Annotated in this window: 16 protein-coding genes; 7 read left to right on the top strand and 9 right to left on the bottom strand. The window is 59.6% G+C overall.

Annotation, left to right across the window (positions count from 1 at the left end; genetic code table 11):
• Positions 1-133: 133 nt before the first annotated feature.
• Together ACA067_RS04870 and ACA067_RS04875 are read right to left on the bottom strand one after the other, a co-directional pair.
• Positions 134-1,075 (bottom strand): TIGR02285 family protein, encoded by a 942-nt coding sequence (locus ACA067_RS04870; protein WP_497460823.1) that lies wholly within the window; start codon positions 1,073-1,075, stop codon positions 134-136.
• The gene (locus tag ACA067_RS04875) at positions 1,056-2,255 is read right to left on the bottom strand and encodes a CaiB/BaiF CoA transferase family protein (protein ID WP_497460824.1); all 1,200 of its coding nucleotides are present in this window, start codon (positions 2,253-2,255) and stop codon (positions 1,056-1,058) included. The genes ACA067_RS04870 and ACA067_RS04875 overlap by 20 nt, the downstream gene beginning before the upstream one ends.
• A gap of 148 nt (positions 2,256-2,403) precedes the next feature.
• On the opposite strand from ACA067_RS04875, the gene ACA067_RS04880 reads away from it, so the two are divergent.
• From ACA067_RS04880 to ACA067_RS04890, 3 genes are all read left to right on the top strand, one after another.
• Positions 2,404-2,946 carry a YaeQ family protein gene (locus tag ACA067_RS04880; protein ID WP_307338705.1) on the top strand — a complete coding sequence of 181 codons (543 nt, stop codon included), beginning with the start codon at positions 2,404-2,406 and terminating at the stop codon, positions 2,944-2,946.
• A gap of 65 nt (positions 2,947-3,011) precedes the next feature.
• A complete protein-coding gene (gene recJ / locus ACA067_RS04885; RefSeq protein WP_497460825.1) occupies positions 3,012-4,721 on the top strand; it encodes a single-stranded-DNA-specific exonuclease RecJ in 1,710 nt (569 codons plus the stop codon).
• Between the two features lie 211 nt (positions 4,722-4,932).
• Positions 4,933-6,039 (top strand): NADH:flavin oxidoreductase/NADH oxidase, encoded by a 1,107-nt coding sequence (locus ACA067_RS04890; RefSeq protein ID WP_497460826.1) that lies wholly within the window; start codon positions 4,933-4,935, stop codon positions 6,037-6,039.
• Between the two features lie 143 nt (positions 6,040-6,182).
• Here the strand turns inward: ACA067_RS04890 and ACA067_RS04895 are convergent, their stop codons facing one another.
• Positions 6,183-7,808, bottom strand: coding sequence for a glucan biosynthesis protein D (locus ACA067_RS04895; RefSeq protein ID WP_497460827.1), 1,626 nt, complete (start codon positions 7,806-7,808; stop codon positions 6,183-6,185).
• 411 nt (positions 7,809-8,219) lie between these two features.
• On the opposite strand from ACA067_RS04895, the gene ACA067_RS04900 reads away from it, so the two are divergent.
• From ACA067_RS04900 to ACA067_RS04910, 3 genes are all read left to right on the top strand, one after another.
• Positions 8,220-8,405 (top strand): hypothetical protein, encoded by a 186-nt coding sequence (locus ACA067_RS04900; RefSeq protein WP_497455450.1) that lies wholly within the window; start codon positions 8,220-8,222, stop codon positions 8,403-8,405.
• A 142-nt stretch (positions 8,406-8,547) separates the two neighbouring features.
• Positions 8,548-8,799 (top strand): AbrB/MazE/SpoVT family DNA-binding domain-containing protein, encoded by a 252-nt coding sequence (locus tag ACA067_RS04905; protein WP_150748246.1) that lies wholly within the window; start codon positions 8,548-8,550, stop codon positions 8,797-8,799.
• Complete coding sequence (locus ACA067_RS04910) at positions 8,799-9,200, top strand: type II toxin-antitoxin system VapC family toxin (protein WP_497460828.1); 402 nt, start codon at positions 8,799-8,801, stop codon at positions 9,198-9,200. The genes ACA067_RS04905 and ACA067_RS04910 overlap by 1 nt, the downstream gene beginning before the upstream one ends.
• Before the next feature lie 122 nt (positions 9,201-9,322).
• Here ACA067_RS04910 and ACA067_RS04915 read toward each other — a convergent pair whose 3' ends face one another.
• The 6 genes from ACA067_RS04915 to ydcS all read right to left on the bottom strand — a co-directional run bounded on the left by ACA067_RS04915 (position 9,323) and on the right by ydcS (position 16,044).
• Entirely contained in the window at positions 9,323-9,829 is a 507-nt protein-coding gene (locus ACA067_RS04915) for a BRO-N domain-containing protein (protein WP_497460829.1), read from the bottom strand.
• Positions 9,830-10,323: 494 nt separating this feature from the next.
• Complete coding sequence (locus ACA067_RS04920; protein WP_497460830.1) at positions 10,324-11,748, bottom strand: gamma-aminobutyraldehyde dehydrogenase; 1,425 nt, start codon at positions 11,746-11,748, stop codon at positions 10,324-10,326.
• A 172-nt stretch (positions 11,749-11,920) separates the two neighbouring features.
• On the bottom strand, positions 11,921-12,748 hold the full coding sequence (locus ACA067_RS04925) for an ABC transporter permease (protein ID WP_497460831.1): 828 nt from the start codon (positions 12,746-12,748) through the stop codon (positions 11,921-11,923).
• Positions 12,738-13,673 (bottom strand): ABC transporter permease, encoded by a 936-nt coding sequence (locus ACA067_RS04930; RefSeq protein ID WP_497460832.1) that lies wholly within the window; start codon positions 13,671-13,673, stop codon positions 12,738-12,740. Before ACA067_RS04930 ends, ACA067_RS04925 begins: the two co-directional genes overlap by 11 nt.
• 13 nt (positions 13,674-13,686) lie before the next feature.
• Entirely contained in the window at positions 13,687-14,724 is a 1,038-nt protein-coding gene (locus ACA067_RS04935; RefSeq protein ID WP_497460833.1) for an ABC transporter ATP-binding protein, read from the bottom strand.
• Between the two features lie 168 nt (positions 14,725-14,892).
• Complete coding sequence (gene ydcS, locus ACA067_RS04940; RefSeq protein ID WP_497460834.1) at positions 14,893-16,044, bottom strand: putative ABC transporter substrate-binding protein YdcS; 1,152 nt, start codon at positions 16,042-16,044, stop codon at positions 14,893-14,895.
• Between the two features lie 301 nt (positions 16,045-16,345).
• Between ydcS and ACA067_RS04945 the strand changes: the two genes are divergently transcribed.
• Complete coding sequence (locus tag ACA067_RS04945) at positions 16,346-17,074, top strand: tellurite resistance TerB family protein (RefSeq protein ID WP_497460835.1); 729 nt, start codon at positions 16,346-16,348, stop codon at positions 17,072-17,074.
• Positions 17,075-17,146 lie beyond the last annotated feature (72 nt).

The following is a 17,146-nucleotide window of genomic DNA, read 5'->3' on the forward strand; positions in this document are numbered from 1 at the left end:
TCAGATCATGTAACAGCAGGATCAAGCATTGTGCTCCGGTGCTTGTAGCTTGCTGTTACTGGTCTTTATGTAGGCCACGTTTAACCCCGAGTCGTCTCCCCACTTCTCGGGGTTTCTTTTTGTCCGCGATTTGTCATTGCCCGGCCTGCTCCTTGAAAAATGCCTTGCTGGCTTCCAGGTAGTCGCTGCGACTGTCCGGGTCCAACCAGGCTGCATAGGCCTCGCTCAAGCGCTCGTGGGGCAGGTCGCGCAACAGTTGGTTGATCTCGATGATGGCCTGCCGGCCCTGAGGGGTGTCAGTACAGCCGATGTAACCGGACAGGTATTGGCCTGTGCCGCGGATCGGGTAGAACTGCAATTCATCTTCCGCAATCCCTTGCTGCCGGGCCTGGTAGCGGATCTCCGAGCGGTACCCCAACAGCAGCCGCAAGCGTCCCAGGCGTTGCATCTGCAACAGGCTGCCCAACGCATCGTTGCCGTAGTGGAGCGCCAGTGCATGGGCGGGTGCTTGTTTGAGCAGTGCATCGAGATACTCGCCGTAGTTGCGCTCGGCGATGATTCCCAGCTTTTCGCTGCCGCTGGCCAGAAGGGCCGCCAGGTCCACTTCGCCATCCTTGATAAAGGGCGTCAGCAGCTCCCGATCAACGCGCCGCACTGCCAGGCCATTGCTTATGGCCCGAAAGACCGGGATGGAAAACGCCATCCAGCTGGCGCGTTCCCTGCTCCAGTTCAGCGCCGCATCGCACGTGAGGGTGGGCTCGTGGAGCATTTGCAAGCCGCGAGCGCGATTGACCCGCATCAGGGTGTGTTCGTATTGCGGCATGCGAGCGATCAGCAACGGCAGCAGTTGATCGATGACGCCCTGGCCCTTTTCCGGTCCTTCGAAAATCATCAGCGGTGGAAGATCGCGCAACAGCCAGACCAGGGTTTCCTTGGGCTGCGCCCACGTCGACTGAGCCTGACTGGCGAGCAAGATGAAAACCGCCCCTGCGCGCAACGCTCGTGCGCCGCACGCCAGGCAGTGGTTGATGAGCCGCGCAGACAGGCGTTGCAGCTTAGATGGCGCCGTCTTCACGCAGCTTTGCGATCTGTTCCTTGTCGTAACCAAGGTCGTCCAGTACCTGCGCATTGTGTTCACCCAACTGCGGGCCGACCCATTCCGATGTGCCAGGTGTCTCTGAGAGTTTCGGCACGATCCCCGGCATCTTGAAATCCTTGCCATCCGGCAGCTTGGCCTTGAGAAACATTTCCCTGGCCAGGTACTGCGGATCGCTGAACATGTCTTCGGCACTGAAGATCCGACTGGCCGGTACGTCAGCCTGATTCAACTGTTCGATGATGGCGTCCAGTGGCAGCGAGTTGACCCAGCGATCAATCACCCCATAAATCTCGTCGCGACGGCTATCGCGCCCATCGTTGCTGGCCAATAGCGGGTCGTTGGCCAGGTCTTCCCGGCCAATGATCAGCATGAAGCGTTTGAAAATGGCATCGCCATTGGCACCGATCTGCACATGTTTGCCGTCGGCGCTGGTGTGGATCGAAGAGGGCGTGATGCCGGGCATGATGTTACCGGTGCGTTCGCGGATGAAACCGAACACGTCGAACTCCGGGACCATGCTTTCCATCATGGCGAAGATCGCTTCATACAGCGCCACATCGACCACTTGGCCCAGGCCACCGTTGACTTCGCGATGACGCAGGGCCATCAGCGCACCAATCACACCCCAAAGTGCGGCAATCGAATCGCCGATGGAGATTCCGGTGCGCACCGGTGGTCGGTCTTCGAAACCGGTGATGTAGCGCAGGCCGCCCATGGATTCACCGACGGCGCCAAACCCTGGTTGATCCTTCATCGGTCCGGTCTGACCGAATCCCGATAGACGCACCATCACCAGTTTCGGGTTCAGTGCGTGCAGTACTTCCCAGCCCAGGCCGAGTTTTTCCAGGACTCCCGGGCGAAAATTCTCGATCAGAATGTCCGCTTCGCCGAGCAGCTTTTTCAGAATCGCCAGGCCTTCCGGATGCTTGAGGTTCAGCGTCAGGGACTTCTTGTTGCGTGCCTGAACGAACCACCACAGCGAGGTGCCTTCGTATAACTTGCGCCATTTGCGCAAGGGGTCACCGCCGTCCGGGGATTCAATCTTGATCACTTCGGCACCGAATTCACCACAAATGCGCGAGGCAAACGGCCCGGCGATCAATGTGCCCAATTCGATGACTTTCAGGCCTGAGAGCGGTTTGGCGGTGAACGGCATGCTGGATCCTGTAGGACAGAGGCTTAACGGGTAGAGCGTTTTAGCATAGCCCGGCGTCAGCCGCCCAAGGTTGATTCGCCTTCAATTCGTTGATTGCCTGTTGCATCGGTTAGACTTGCCGCCTTTCCACGTATCAAGAAGCCCGTTCATGGCCCAGCCGTCCACGACCTACAAGTTTGAACTGAACCTCACCGACCTCGACCGCAGCATCTACGAGAGCGTGAAGCAGACCATCGCCCGTCACCCTTCGGAAACCGAAGAGCGCATGACCGTGCGGCTGCTGGCCTACGCCTTCTGGTACAACGAGCAGCTGTCGTTTGGTCGCGGTCTGTCAGACGTCGATGAACCAGCCCTGTGGGAAAAGAGCCTGGACGACCGTGTCCTGCACTGGATCGAAGTCGGCCAGCCGGACGCCGATCGCCTGACCTGGTGCTCGCGCCGCACCGAGCGCACCAGCCTGCTGGCCTACGGCAGCCTGCGCGTCTGGGAAAGCAAAGTGATCCCCGCGATCAAGAACCTGAAAAACGTGCACATCGCCGCGGTACCTCAGGACGTCCTGGAGACCCTGGCCAAAGACATGCCACGCGTGATCAAGTGGGATGTGATGATCAGCGAAGGGACGATTTTCGTCACCGACGACCGTGGTCAGCACGAAGTGCAGCTGCAGTGGCTGAGTGGCGAACGCGGCTGATAAATCTGCGCGGTACCGCATCACCCGGTTTTGTCCCCCTATCCAAGAGAAGCACCTGTCACCCCATGCGCATCGAACCTCGCCTGTTGCCCGACACCCTGCCATTCCTCGGTGATTTGCCGCCGCTGCTGACCCGTCTGTACGCGGCGCGGGGCGTGCAGTGCGAAGCCGAGCTGGACAAAAGCCTGGCGCGGCTGATTCCGTTCCAGCGGCTGAAGGGCATCGAGGGCGCGGTGGATTTGCTGGTGGTGGCGCTGGAGCAGCGTCAGCGGATTCTGATCGTCGGTGACTTCGACGCCGATGGTGCGACGGCCAGTACGGTGGGCATGTTGGGGTTGCAGCTGTTGGGCGCGGCGCACGTCGACTACCTGGTGCCGAACCGATTCGAATACGGTTATGGCCTGACCCCGGAAATCGTCGAAGTCGCACTGACCCGCGACCCTCAACTGCTGATTACCGTGGATAACGGCATCTCCAGCGTCGAAGGCGTGGCGGCGGCAAAAAAGGCCGGGCTCAAGGTCCTGGTCACCGATCACCACTTGCCTGGCGACGAGCTGCCGCTGGCCGATGCCATCGTCAATCCCAACCAGCCGGGCTGTGAATTCCCGAGCAAGGCGCTGGCCGGTGTCGGGGTGATTTTCTATGTGTTGATGGCCTTGCGCGCGCGTTTACGTAGCCTCGGCTGGTACGAGAGCACGCCGCAGCCGAATATCGGCGAGTTACTGGATCTGGTGGCCCTCGGCAGCGTCGCCGACGTGGTGCCGCTGGATGCCAACAACCGGATTCTGGTGCACCAGGGCCTGGAGCGTATTCGCGCCGGACGTGCTCGGCCGGGGATCAAGGCGATCCTCGAAGTGGCCAAGCGTGACCCGGCGCGCATTACCTCCACCGATCTGGGGTTCATTGTCGGGCCACGCCTGAACGCGGCCGGTCGGCTGGATGACATGAGCCTGGGCATCGAATGCCTGCTCACCGAAGACGCCGGGCTTGCGCGTGAAATGGCCGCACAGCTCGACGGCATGAACCAGGATCGCAAATCCATCGAGCAGGGCATGCAGCGTGAGGCGCTGGCCCAGCTCAAGGACTTGCCGGTGGAATCGATGCCGTTCGGTTTGTGCCTGTTCGATCCCGAGTGGCACCAGGGCGTCATCGGCATCCTCGCCTCGCGAATGAAAGAACGCTATTTCCGTCCGACCATCGCCTTTGCCGATGCAGGCGATGGCCTGCTCAAGGGCTCGGGGCGTTCGGTCCAGGGGTTTCATATTCGCGACGCCTTGAGTGTCGTGGCGGCGCAGCATCCAAATCTGATCAGCAAATACGGCGGCCATGCCATGGCGGCAGGCCTGACGCTGCCGGAAGCGAATTTTCCGTTGTTCGCCGAAGCCTTCGATGCCGAAGTCCGTCGGCAATTGCGCGAAGAGGACCTGACCGGTCGGCTGCTGTCGGACGGCACCCTGGCAGTCGAGGAATTTCACCTGGAACTGGCCCGCGCCCTGCGTCATGCCGGCCCTTGGGGGCAGCACTTTCCGGAGCCACTGTTTCATGGGGTGTTCCAGTTGGTCGAGCAGCGCGTCGTCGGCGAGCGGCACCTCAAGGTGGTGCTCAGAAGCGAATGTGGTTCGGTGAAACTCGATGGCATTGCCTTTGGCATCGACCGCGACATCTGGCCGAATCCGACCATCAAATGGGTGGAATTGGCCTACAAGCTCGACCTGAACGAGTTTCGTGGGAATGAGACGGTGCAATTGATGATTGTCCACATCGAACCGCGTTGACTCCATCGCGAGCAAGCTCTCTGACACCGAATTCATCTGAACCCTCCCTCATCCCCCGATGTCGACTAGGCTCTAAGCACTGCTTGATAATCCTTGTGACGTCTTGTCGAATTTTTTGCCCGCGGGGGCGGGTGCTGCAGCTTTTTGTCCTGTCACTCGTCGACTTTCAAACAGAACCCTGGAGCCTGCCCACTGATTCGAGAGGTGCCCCATGAGTCTGCTGCTTGAACCCTATACCCTTCGCCAATTGACCCTGCTCAACCGCATTGCGGTCTCGCCGATGTGCCAGTACTCGAGCGTGGATGGCCTGGCCAATGACTGGCACCTGGTCCACCTTGGCAGCCGCGCTGTCGGCGGCGCCGGTCTAGTGTTTACCGAAGCCACGGCGGTCACTGCCGACGGACGGATCACCGCCGATGACCTCGGCCTGTGGAACGACGAACAGATCGAACCCCTGCAACGTATCACCCGCTTCATCACCGCTCAGGGCGCCGTGGCCGGCATTCAGTTGGCCCACGCCGGGCGCAAGGCCAGCACTTGGCGGCCGTGGCTGGGCAAGCATGGCAGCGTCAAACCCGATGCAGGTGGCTGGACTCCGGTCGGTCCTTCGCCGATCGCTTTCGATCCCCAGCACACCCAACCCAAACAGCTTGATGAAGGCCAGATCGCCGATGTCATTCAGGCCTTTGTCGATTCGGCCAAAAGGGCGCTGACCGCCGGTTTCAAAGTGGTGGAAATACACGCCGCCCACGGTTATCTGTTGCACCAGTTCCTGTCGCCCTTGAGTAATCAGCGACGCGATCAATATGGCGGTTCGTTCGAGAATAGAATTCGGCTGGTGCTGCAAGTCACCGAGGCGGTGCGTGCGGTATGGCCCGAGGAGCTGCCGCTGTTTGTGCGGGTGTCGGCCACCGATTGGGTGGAAGACGGCTGGAACCCCGATGAAACCGTCGAACTGGCGCGGCGTCTTCAGGCGTTGGGCGTGGACCTGATCGACGTGTCGTCGGGTGGTACGGCGGTCAATGCCGAGATTCCCACAGGGCCTGGATATCAGACCCGCTTCGCTGAACGTGTGCGCAAGGAGTCAGGCATTGCCACCGGCACTGTAGGCATGATTACCGAACCCGCTCAGGCCGAGCACATATTGCGCACCTGCCAGGCTGACATCATCTTCCTGGCTCGGGAACTGTTGCGCGATCCGTACTGGCCGCTGCATGCCGATGACGACCTGGGTGGGCGCAAGGCCATCTGGCCGGCGCAGTATCAGCGGGCAACCCATCGGGAACAGCCGATTCATGAGTCGGATTTGCGTGATTGAGTGAGGCTGTAAAACCAAAAAGCCCCGGTCTACATGACCAGGGCTTTTTAACGTCAAAAGATCGCAGCCTGCGGCAGCTCCTACATTAGATCGCATTCCCCCCTGTAGGAGCTGCCGCAGGCTGCGATCTTTTGATTTTGCTGTCAGGTGTACTTACGCTTCTCCGGCGCCGGCGGGAAGTACTGGTACAACCAGGTTTCGCTCAAGGTCCGGTCATTGGTGCGAATGAACAACCGCAGCTCCACCGGCGCCACGCTGTCATTGGTCGGATACCAGTCAAACGTGATCCGATAGCCCTTGATGGCATCCAGGACCAGCACGTTGAAGTCTTTCACCTCGCCGTTCGAGCAAGTGACCACAGGCTCGATCCCCGCACCCTCCGGCAAGCGATCAAGACCGCCGCCCGTGAAGTCCACGGCAAACCGTCGCGCCCAGACTGGCGGGTAATGCTCGCCAGGCGCCCAGCCTTCTATGAAGCCGCCCATGCCCGAACGGGTCGCGTTCACCCGCGCCAGCGGCGTACTCACCGGTGGCAGCGCGCTCCAGTAGAGCTTGTAGCCGTAGTTCAGCGAGTCGCCGGCCGCCACCGGTTTTTTCGGGGTCCAGAAGGCGACGATGTTATCGAGGGTTTCGCCGGTCGTAGGAATTTCCAACAGATCGATCGAGCCTTCGCCCCATGCCGTCGTAGGTTCTACCCACAGGCTTGGGCGCTTGCTGTACCAGTCGACGGTATCCTGATAATTGGCGAATTCGTGATCGGTCTGTACCAGGCCGAAACCTTTTGGATCGGTGTCGGCGAAGGCGTTGAATTGCAAGGTGGCCGGGTTGTTCAGGGGACGGCAGATCCACTCGCCATTACCACGCCACATCGCCAGGCGATCGGAGTCGTGGATTTGCGGATGAATGGTGTCGCACATACGGCGCTCATGGGTGCCGCAGCTGAACATGCTGGTCATCGGCGCGATACCCAGCTGTTCGATGGCGGTGCGCGCATTGATGTGAGCATCGATGCCCATCACCACGCGTTCGGCCTGGCAATCGATGTCGAAGCGGTAGGCACCGGTGGCGCTTGGCGAGTCCAGCAGCGCGTAGACCACGAAGCGGGTGCCGTCCTTGTCCGGCGTCTCGAACCAGAACTTGGTGAAGTCCGGGAATTCCTCACGCTTTTTTGCATAGGTGTCGATCGCCAGGCCGCGGGCCGACAGACCGTACTGGCCAGAGGCGTCTACCGCGCGGAAATAACTGGCGCCGAGGAAGGACAGCACGTCATGCCGGTCCAGCTCCGGGGCCTTGAACAGCTTGAACCCGGAAAAGCCCAGGTCGCCGGTGAGTTGCTTGGTGTCGACCGTGGTTTTTTCATAGTTGAACAGGGACGGGCGGAAATGCACCTCGCGCGCCTGACGCGTCTTGGGATCGACGCTGTACATGCGCACCGGTTGCTTGAAACCCATGCCGACGTGGAAAAACTGCACGTCGAGTTGACCGTTCAGGTCTTTCCACAGGGAGTGGTTACCGTCGTAGCGAATCGCGTTGAAATTCTGCGGGGTCATGGTCGCCAAGGTCGGCGGCAGCACCTGTTTGGTGTCCTGGTAGCGGTTACCGGCGAGTTGCTTGGCCTGGATCTTCAGGGCTTCGAAATCGAACGCCTGAGCTTCTCCATCTGCCGCTCCGTTACCGGCCCAGGCTCGAGCGGCCAGCAGGCCGGTGGCCGATAGACCGGTGTAAGCCGCGATGGCCATAGACGCTTTGAGCAAATTCCTGCGGTGCATAAGTACAACCTGTCGTGAACAATCCCGCACCGTTCCTGGCACATTGGATCAAAAATGGAGGTTCGGACATGCCTTCGGCCAAACGCAACGGTCTTTAAACAGATGCCAAATAGCTTAAACCGTTCGGTCGCAGAGAAAAAATGATTGATGGCCTGACGATAGCGCGGCAATGAAACAAGACATGTCAGTAACAATTTCCGACAGAGCTTTCTGATTTATAGGGCATTCCTGCTTTTTTCGACTAATTACTCTAAAAATCGCTTTTCAGCCGGAATAACTTCCTATTCTATGGACATGACCGGTTTCTGCCCTCAGGCCGGTGGGATTCAGTTGGCACAAGGTGACCGCTGAAAAAAGGGTAGGGCGATGCGGCTTTTCAAGTTTTCTCTGGCATATATAAGGACATCGTCCATGTCGAAAGTACAAGGCATCACCGAAATGTTGGGGATCTTTCCGTGCCTGATGACCGGGCGGAGGAGGCGTCGGCTCAATTCCGAGGAGATGAAACTGGTGGAGCGCTATCGCGAGTTGTCGGAGAGCGACCGGATTGCCATGCGCTATCTGGTGGACGCGATGAGGAGTGTTTCGCGGTTTTGAGGAGGTACTGGATACGGCCGTGGCTCCGGTGCCACGGTTGGATCCTTCAGATTGAGGCGAAAATGCCTACGATGAGCGGCGGTTGCGCACTTATCTGTTAGGTATTACTTTTGTCTGAAGAGTAATACTTGAGGTGAGGATCATGACAACAACCATGACCAGCAAAGGGCAAGTCACTATTCCCAAGCCTATTCGTGATGCACTGCACCTGTTACCGGGTTCGGCCATCGAGTTCAGCGTCAACGCGCAAGGCGAGGTAGTGTTGCATGGCCGAAAGGCAAAAGACGACACCAGCAAGGCAGTCACCCCTGATCGATTCGAGGCGGTGCGTGGTAAGGCTGATATCAAATGGCGTACTGACGATTTGATGGCCTTACTGCGAGGTGAGGACTGATGATATTGGTCGACACGAATGTGTTGATTGATGTTCTGGAAGATGACCCTGTTTGGGCTGATTGGTCCATACAACAGCTACGTGCTCAGTCCCAGATTCATGAGTTAGCCATCAATCCATTTATTTATGCCGAACTCTCTCAGACGTTTTCCACTTATGAAGCATTGGATGATGTGGTGACCCAGCTCGGGCTGGCCATGCAGGAAGTCCCGCGGCCGGCTTTATTTCTGGCGGGGAAGGCCTTCGTTCGTTATCGGAAAGTGGGTGGTGGGAAAAGCAATGTTTTGGCCGACTTCTTCATCGGCGCTCATGCCGCTGTAAAAAAGTTTCCATTGCTGACGCGGGATGCAAAGCGCTATCGCAACTATTTTCCTTCGGTCGAGTTAATAGTGCCTGCCTGAGATTTTTTGTGATTCAGAGGGTATGCCTTTCAAGATGGCTACTCATGGAGATTTTGAGCGTGAGGCTGGCAAAAAGGGGCGGACGGTGAAGTCTGCCCCTTTTTTATTTATTCACCCCTCCTTCAACTGCAAGTACCCACGATCGTGAACGGCCGCTGTGCCTGCATCAGATCAGGCATGTCTCTCCACTTGATCCACGCCTGATGCTGCCAGTGTAGAAGCGGCACCGAGATGCCGGCCCATTGCAAGGAACTCAGGCTTGGCATGTTTTCCACTGATGCGGTTTTCGAATCATGCAGTATTGGTATGACTTCGTTGCTCAGCCATTGGCGCAGGTTTCTGTTTTCCGGGACGAAATGGTGAACAAGAAGGGCATACATTCCTGACTCGCTGACCATCAGCGACTCGACGGTTTGACCGTTCTTGAGCAACCAGACGTAACGGCGCTGATCCGGATCCAGTTTCAGGGTGAGGCGTTGGTCCATCGGGCGTCCCATCAGTCGACCGAGATCGTGGACGCAGAACCAGGCTTGGTTGTCTTGCATGAAAGTGTGGAGGAAGCGGTTGTGGCGGGTGAAGATGATTGGGGTGAAGCAGGGAAGGGGCGAGTTTTGAGCGTGCGTTGGCATGAAGTGACTTCCGTTTTGAGTAGGAAAGTCGCCACCAACCCTTCGATAGGTTGGGTGGCGAACCGAGTGGCGTTCGAAGTCGGGACACTTCCAGTCAAAACGGAAGCCGAAAGGCCCGCGCCACACGGCCCGCCATAAAGCAGAACTGAAGGCATAAACCAGCCACAGTCCTATAGGGGGCGCATAAGCGCCGTTTTGACTTGCTCCGGCTTCGACCCCGGGTCGCTGATTTTGCAGCGACGAGGTAAAGCCTATCGTTCAGGCGCTCGCGACGCCAAGTCTACTCTGGCGACGCTTGTTGTAGGAATTGGAGTCTTTATCGGAAGGCTGGATCTGTAGGAATTTGTATTATCTTGGCTTCTTTGGGGGTGAACCTGGTGGTGCATATGGCCGGGGTCTTCCTTCAATCGGCGTTGACACCATCGCGGGCAAGTCAGATCGCCGCACCGCCGCTCCCACATGAACTGCGGCGATCCGACTTGCCCGCGAAGCTTTTAATGCTTGAACATCACATGCCGCACCACCGTGTAGTCCTCCAACCCATACAAGGACATGTCCTTGCCATACCCGGACAGTTTCTGCCCGCCATGGGGCATTTCGCTGACCAGCATGAAGTGCGTGTTCACCCAGGTGCAGCCGTACTGCAAGCGGGCCGAAAGGCGATGCGCACGACCGACGTCCGAGGTCCAGACCGACGACGCCAGGCCGTAGTCCGAATCGTTGGCCCAGCCCAGCACCTGCGCCTCATCGCTGAATCGGGTCACCGACACCACCGGCCCGAACACTTCGCGGCGGACGATTTCGTCATCCTGTTGCGCGTCGGCCAGCACCGTCGGCTTGAAGAAGTAGCCATCGCCTTCCACCGCCTTGCCGCCCGTGATCAAGCGGATATGCGGCTGCGCCACGGCGCGCTCGACGAACCCGGCCACACGGTCGCGATGTTGTGCGGTGATCAGCGGACCCAGCTCGGTCGATGGGTCATCCTGCACGCCGTACTTGATGCTGCTGACCGCCGCGCCGAGCTTCTCGACGAACTGGTCGTAAATGCCTTCCTGCGCATAGATGCGGCACGCGGCGGTGCAGTCCTGGCCGGCGTTGTAGAAGCCGAAGGTGCGAATGCCTTCCACGGCGGCGTCGATGTCGGCGTCGTCGAAGATGATCACCGGGGCCTTGCCGCCCAGTTCCATGTGCAGACGTTTGACGCTGTCGGCGGTGCTGGAAATGATGTTCGAGCCCGTAGCGATCGAGCCGGTCAGCGACACCATGCGCACTTTCGGGTGCGTGACCAACGGGCTGCCAACCGTCGGGCCACGGCCGAACACCAGATTAAGCACGCCGGCCGGTAAAATTTCCGACGCCAGTTGCGCCAGACGCATCGCGGTCAGCGGGGTTTGTTCCGACGGCTTGAGCACCACGGTATTACCGGCGCCCAGGGCCGGGGCGATTTTCCAGGCGACCATCATCAGTGGGTAGTTCCACGGCGCGATGGAGGCGATCACGCCCACCGGGTCGCGGCGGACCATCGACGTGTGGCCGGGCAGGTATTCACCGCCCGCCGAACCGCTCATGCAACGGCTGGCGCCGGCGAAGAAACGGAACACGTCCGCAATCGCCGGGATCTCGTCGTTCAGCGCGGCACTGTAGGGTTTGCCGCAGTTGTCCGATTCCAGTTTGGCCAGTTCTTCGCCATGGGCTTCAATGGCGTCGGCGAGTTTGAGCAGCAGCAGCGAACGCTCTTTCGGCGTGGTCTGAGACCAGCTTTCGAAGGCGTTGTCGGCGGCGTGCACGGCGGCATCGACCTGGGCTTCGCTGGCTTCGTTGATTTCTACCAGTACACGCCCCAGCGCCGGGTTGAACACCGGTTGGGCCGGACCTTCGCCGTCGATCAGCTGGCCGTTGATCAAGAGTTGGGTTTGCATGGCTTTGTCCTCTTCGAATCCATTATTTTTCTGCGTGGAAACCGGGCCCCTGTAGGAGCTGGCTTGCCAGCGAAGGGGCCATCACTTTCGACAATGATGTCGGCTGATCCACCGCCTTCGCTGGCAAGCCAGCTCCTACATTGTTCAGCGTCTACATGAGAAATGGGGTCAGTTATTTCCCGCCACTCCCCGCAACACTCTCACCACCACGGGTCAGGTAATACGCGCCGAGGATCGGCAGCATGGTCACCATCATCACCAGCATCGCGACGACGTTGGTCACCGGCACGTCCCGCGGGCGGCTGAGCTGGTTGAGCAGCCACAGCGGCAGGGTGCGCTCATGGCCGGCGGTAAACGTAGTGACGATGATCTCGTCGAACGACAGCGCAAAAGCGAGCATGCCGCCGGCCAGCAATGCCGAGCCGAGGTTCGGCAGGATGATGTAGCGGAAGGTCTGCCAACCATCGGCGCCGAGGTCCATCGAGGCTTCGATCAAACTGTGTGAGGTGCGACGCAACCGGGCGATGACGTTGTTGTAGACGATCACCACGCAGAAGGTCGCGTGGCCGACGATGATGGTGAACATCCCCGGCTCGATGCCCAGCGTTTTGAACGTCGCCAACAGCGCGATACCGGTAATGATCCCCGGCAACGCGATCGGCAGGATCAACATCAGCGAGATGCCCTGCTTGCCGAAAAAATCCCGCCGGTACAACGCCGCCGACGCCAGCGTGCCAAGGACCAGTGCAATAAGTGTAGCAACGGCCGCAATCTGCAAAGACAGCTTGATCGCTTCCAGCACGTCGGGCCGCGAGAACGTCACGCCGATCCATTTGAGGGTGAACCCCTTGGGCGGAAAACTGAACGCCGCGTCTTCGGTGTTGAAGGCGTACAGGAAGATGATCAGGATCGGGAAGTGCAGGAATACCAACCCGCCCCAGGCGGCGATGCGCAAGCCCAGTGACGCTTGATCGCCCTGTGTTACAGATTTAGAGCGCATCGAAAGCCCCCAGTCGTTTGACGATTGACAGGTAAATGGCGATCAGCACGATCGGCACCAACGTGAACGCCGCGGCCATCGGCATGTTGCCGATCGCGCCTTGCTGGGCGTAAACCATGCTCCCGACGAAGTAACCCGGCGGGCCCACCAATTGCGGCACGATGAAATCGCCCAGGGTCAGGGAAAACGTGAAGATGGAACCGGCGGCAATGCCCGGAATCGACAGGGGCAGCGTCACTTGCATGAAGGTCTGGCGCGGCGTCGCCCCGAGGTCGGCCGAGGCTTGCAGCAGCGACGGCGGCAGACGTTCAAGTGAGGCCTGGATGGGCAGGATCATGAACGGCAGCCAGATATAGACGAAGACCATGAAGCGCCCCAGGTGCGAGGTCGACAAGGTGCTGCCGCCCACGCCGGGAATGCCCAGCACCCACTGCAACACCGGCTCCAGTCCCAGGTGTTGAACGAACCACTGCGCGACGCCGCCCTTGGCCAGCAGCAAGGTCCAGGCATACGCCTTGACGATGTAGCTGGCCCACATTGGCATCATCACCGCGATGTAGAAAAACGCCTTGGTCTTGCCGCTGGTGTAGCGCGCCATGTAGTAGGCAATCGGGAAGGCCACGACGGCGCTGGCGATCGACACGACGACGGCCATGCCCAGGGTGCGCACAATGATGTCGAAGTTCGACGGCTGGAACAGCGCTGCGAAGTTCGCCAGGGTCAGGTCGGGCGTGACCGCCATGGTGAAGTCGTCGAAGGTGTAGAAACCTTGCCACAGCAGCACCAGCAGCGAACCGAGGTAGATCGCGCCGAACCACAGCAGTGGCGGTATCAGCAGCATCGACAGATACAGGTTGGGCCGGCGATACAGCAGGTTGGAAAACCTGCGCAACGGCGAACCGTTGGCCGGGGGGTGCGGGGTCATCACGGTGTTCATTTCACACCCCGCCGACAACATTGTCGTGTAGCGCCACCATGGCTTCTCGCGCCCAGCGGGCACTGACGCGTTGCCCGGTCTGATGTCGGGCGCTGACGTCCAGCCATTGGTTGTTGGCCTGGCTGATGTTCAGGGTCTGGCCGTTTTCCAGCTTCAGTTCATAGCGCGTGGCGCTGCCCTGGTACTGGATATCGTGCAGCAAACCACTGACTTCGATCTCGTGGCTGGCCAGCGGGCCCTCGGCGAAACGCACGTGTTCCGGACGGATCGAAAACGGCTGTGGATTGCCGCTCAACTGTCGCGCCAGGTCACCGCGAATCACATTGGAGGTGCCAACGAATTCGGCCACAAAAGTGGTCGCCGGTTTCATGTACAGGTTGCGTGGCGTGTCGACCTGCTCGATGCGACCCTTGTTGAACACGGCCACGCGGTCTGACATCGACAGTGCTTCGGTCTGATCATGGGTGACGAAAATGAAGGTAATGCCGAGCTGGCGTTGCAGCTTCTTCAACTCGCCCTGCATTTGCTCGCGCAGCTTGAGGTCGAGTGCACCCAGGGGTTCGTCAAGCAGCAGCACCCGAGGGCGATTGACCAGCGCGCGGGCCAGGGCCACACGCTGGCGTTGTCCGCCGGACAGTTGCACCGGTTTGCGCTCGCCGTAGCCACTGAGGGCGACCATGTCGAGGGCTTCTTCGGCACGTTTGCGCCGTTCGGCCTTGCCCACCCCTTTGACTTTCAAACCGTAAGCGACGTTGTCGAGGACGTTCATGTGCGGGAACAGCGCGTAATCCTGGAATACGGTGTTGACGTCACGCTGATAGGGCGGCAGCCCGGCGGCCTCGACACCATGGATACGAATGGAGCCTGCGCTCGGCTGTTCGAAACCGGCGATCAGCCGCAGACAGGTGGTTTTGCCCGAGCCGGAAGGGCCCAGCATGGAGAAGAACTCGCCGTCCTGGATATCGATGGAAACCCGGTCTACGGCCTTAACTTCGCCGAACTGCCGGGAAACGTTGGTAAACTGGACTGCAAGCGTCATGGTACGGTGCTCCGAAAAGGCGCGCTTTGCAAAACTGAATCGGCTGTGCGTCGAAAAGATCGCAGCCTGCGGCAGCTCCTACAGGATTTGCGTAGGGCGCCACATTTGCGGTGCATGCAATCGGCGTAGGAGCTGCCGAAGGCTGCGATCTTTTGATCTTAAAAGGGCCTAGCGACCGCCCATGATCGCGATGTAATCCTGGGTCCAGCGGCTATATGGCACGAACTTGCCGCCTTCGGCCTGCGGGGTTTTCCAGAAGGCAATCTTCTCGAACTGGTCAAAACCATTGGTCTTGCAACCTTCGGCGCCGAGCAATTCGCTCTCATTGCACGCTGCAGGAACCGCCGGCAGTGAACCGAACCACGCCGCGAGGTCGCCCTGGACTTTCGGTTGCAGCGACCAGTCCATCCACTTGTAGGCACAATTGGGATGCTTGGCCTCGGCGTGCAGCATGGTGGTGTCGGCCCAGCCCGTTGCACCTTCCTTGGGAATAACCGAGGCCACCGGCTGCTTGTCCGCCACCAGCCCATTGACCATGTAGCCCCAGGTGCTCGACGCCACGACGCCTTCGTTCTTGACGTCGCTCATCTGGACGGTCGCGTCATGCCAGTAGCGGTGGATCAGGGGCTGTTGCTTGCGCAGCAGGTCAAGTGCCGCCTTGTATTGCGCTTCGTTGAGCTGGTACGGGTCCTTGATGCCCAGTTCCGGCCGTTTCGTCTTGAGGTAGAGCGCCGCATCGGCGATATAGATCGGACCATCGTAAGCCTGAACCCGGCCCTTGTTGGACTTGCCGTCCGGCAACGTCTGTTCCTCGAACACCACACTCCAGCTGTCAGGGGCTGTCTTGAACACGTTGGTGTTGTACATCAACACGTTCGGACCCCATTGGTACGGGGTGCCGTAGGTCTGTTTGTCGACGACGTACCACGGGCCATCCTTGAGACGAGGGTCAATGTTCTTCCAGTTCGTAATCAATGCTGTGTTGATCGGCTGCACACGTTTTCCGGCGACCAGTCGCAGGGAAGCATCACCCGACGCGGTGACCAGGTCGTAACCGCCCTTGGTCATCAAGCTGACCATCTCGTCGGAAGTGGCGGCCGTCTTGACGTTGACCTTGCACCCGGTTTCCTTCTCGAAACCGGTCACCCAGTCGTAGGCCTTGTCGCTCTCGCCACGTTCGATGTAGCCAGGCCAGGCCACGATATCCAGCTGACCTTCGCCGGCACCGACGGCCTTCAGCGGTTCGGCGGCCTGGATGCTGGCACTGGTCAGCAGCGCGGTGGTGATTGCACTGAGCAGTGCGGTCTTGTGCACGAACATGGTGTTTCCCTCTTCTTTAATTATGGTCGGGGCAGTTTCTGAACGTGGTGAAGCCAATGCCGGTACGGCTAATTGTTAGCGTAGTGCGCTTTTATAAATGCTGTCCGTGGCGAACCGGATTACCGCGCAGCACTTTGGCCCTGCGACGATTCACTGGATGTGTCCTTGCCGTAGCCGGTGCGCTTGAGGCCGCTATGGGTCAAGCAACATCTCGAAGCACTCTCGCGGACGGATCTCGGGCACTTTCGATCTAGTCTGGTGGCCTTATTGATCCGGATAACCCCTTTTTTGGAGGCGGAACATGAACACCCGTGGATTGCTCGATCAGCTACTCAAGTCCGGCCAGGATCTGTTGCAGAACAAGAACGGCGGGTCGCAGAACAAATCGTCTGCCGGTGGACTGGGCGGTCTGCTCGGCGGTGCCGGTGGCTCGGGCGGCTTGGGAGGGATGCTCTCCGGCGCTGGCGGTGGTGCCCTGGCAGCCGGGGCCATGGGCCTGCTGCTGGGTAACAAAAAGGTGCGCAAAGTCGGCGGCAAGGTCGCGATCTACGGCGGCTTGGCGGCGCTGGGCGTGATTGCCTACAAGGCGTATGGCAATTGGCAAGCCCAGCAGGGCACGGCACCGAAAACCGAACCACAAACCATCGACCGCTTGCCGGCCGCCCAGGTCGAGCAGCACAGCCAGGCGATCCTCAAGGCACTGGTGGCGGCGGCCAAGGCTGACGGCCACGTCGATGCACGGGAGCGCGAATTGATCGAAGGCGAGTTCAGCAAGCTCGACAACGATCAGGAACTGCAGCATTGGCTGCACGCCGAACTCAACAAGCCCCTGGACCCCGCCGACGTCGCACGTGCCGCCGGCACCCCGGAAATGGCCGCCGAAATGTACATCGCCAGTGTGATGCTGGTGGACGAGGAGAACTTCATGGAGAAGTCCTATCTCGATGAACTGGCGCGTCAGCTGAAGCTCGATCCGGGGTTGAAGGCCGAGCTGGAGAAGCAGGTGCGCCAGGCTTCGGCTTCGGTGTAAGGCTTCAAACCGCCTTCGCGGGCAAGCCCGCTCCCACATTGGATCTCCATGAGACACAGGTTTTGTGTACGA

The sequence above is a fragment of the Pseudomonas sp. LBUM1674 genome, from assembly GCF_059695635.1.

What these genes read in the sequence shown, in the direction of transcription:
- ACA067_RS04875 (WP_497460824.1), bottom strand. Translation starts at nt 2,255, where the DNA reads ATGCCGTTCACCGCCAAACCGCTCTCAGGCCTGAAAGTCATCGAATTG.
- ACA067_RS04880 (WP_307338705.1), top strand. Translation starts at nt 2,404, where the DNA reads ATGGCCCAGCCGTCCACGACCTACAAGTTTGAACTGAACCTCACCGAC.
- recJ (WP_497460825.1), top strand. Translation starts at nt 3,012, where the DNA reads ATGCGCATCGAACCTCGCCTGTTGCCCGACACCCTGCCATTCCTCGGT.
- ACA067_RS04890 (WP_497460826.1), top strand. Translation starts at nt 4,933, where the DNA reads ATGAGTCTGCTGCTTGAACCCTATACCCTTCGCCAATTGACCCTGCTC.
- ACA067_RS04895 (WP_497460827.1), bottom strand. Translation starts at nt 7,808, where the DNA reads ATGCACCGCAGGAATTTGCTCAAAGCGTCTATGGCCATCGCGGCTTAC.
- ACA067_RS04900 (WP_497455450.1), top strand. Translation starts at nt 8,220, where the DNA reads ATGTCGAAAGTACAAGGCATCACCGAAATGTTGGGGATCTTTCCGTGC.
- ACA067_RS04905 (WP_150748246.1), top strand. Translation starts at nt 8,548, where the DNA reads ATGACAACAACCATGACCAGCAAAGGGCAAGTCACTATTCCCAAGCCT.
- ACA067_RS04910 (WP_497460828.1), top strand. Translation starts at nt 8,799, where the DNA reads ATGATATTGGTCGACACGAATGTGTTGATTGATGTTCTGGAAGATGAC.
- ACA067_RS04915 (WP_497460829.1), bottom strand. Translation starts at nt 9,829, where the DNA reads ATGCCAACGCACGCTCAAAACTCGCCCCTTCCCTGCTTCACCCCAATC.
- ACA067_RS04920 (WP_497460830.1), bottom strand. Translation starts at nt 11,748, where the DNA reads ATGCAAACCCAACTCTTGATCAACGGCCAGCTGATCGACGGCGAAGGT.
- ACA067_RS04925 (WP_497460831.1), bottom strand. Translation starts at nt 12,748, where the DNA reads ATGCGCTCTAAATCTGTAACACAGGGCGATCAAGCGTCACTGGGCTTG.
- ACA067_RS04930 (WP_497460832.1), bottom strand. Translation starts at nt 13,673, where the DNA reads ATGACCCCGCACCCCCCGGCCAACGGTTCGCCGTTGCGCAGGTTTTCC.
- ACA067_RS04935 (WP_497460833.1), bottom strand. Translation starts at nt 14,724, where the DNA reads ATGACGCTTGCAGTCCAGTTTACCAACGTTTCCCGGCAGTTCGGCGAA.
- ydcS (WP_497460834.1), bottom strand. Translation starts at nt 16,044, where the DNA reads ATGTTCGTGCACAAGACCGCACTGCTCAGTGCAATCACCACCGCGCTG.
- ACA067_RS04945 (WP_497460835.1), top strand. Translation starts at nt 16,346, where the DNA reads ATGAACACCCGTGGATTGCTCGATCAGCTACTCAAGTCCGGCCAGGAT.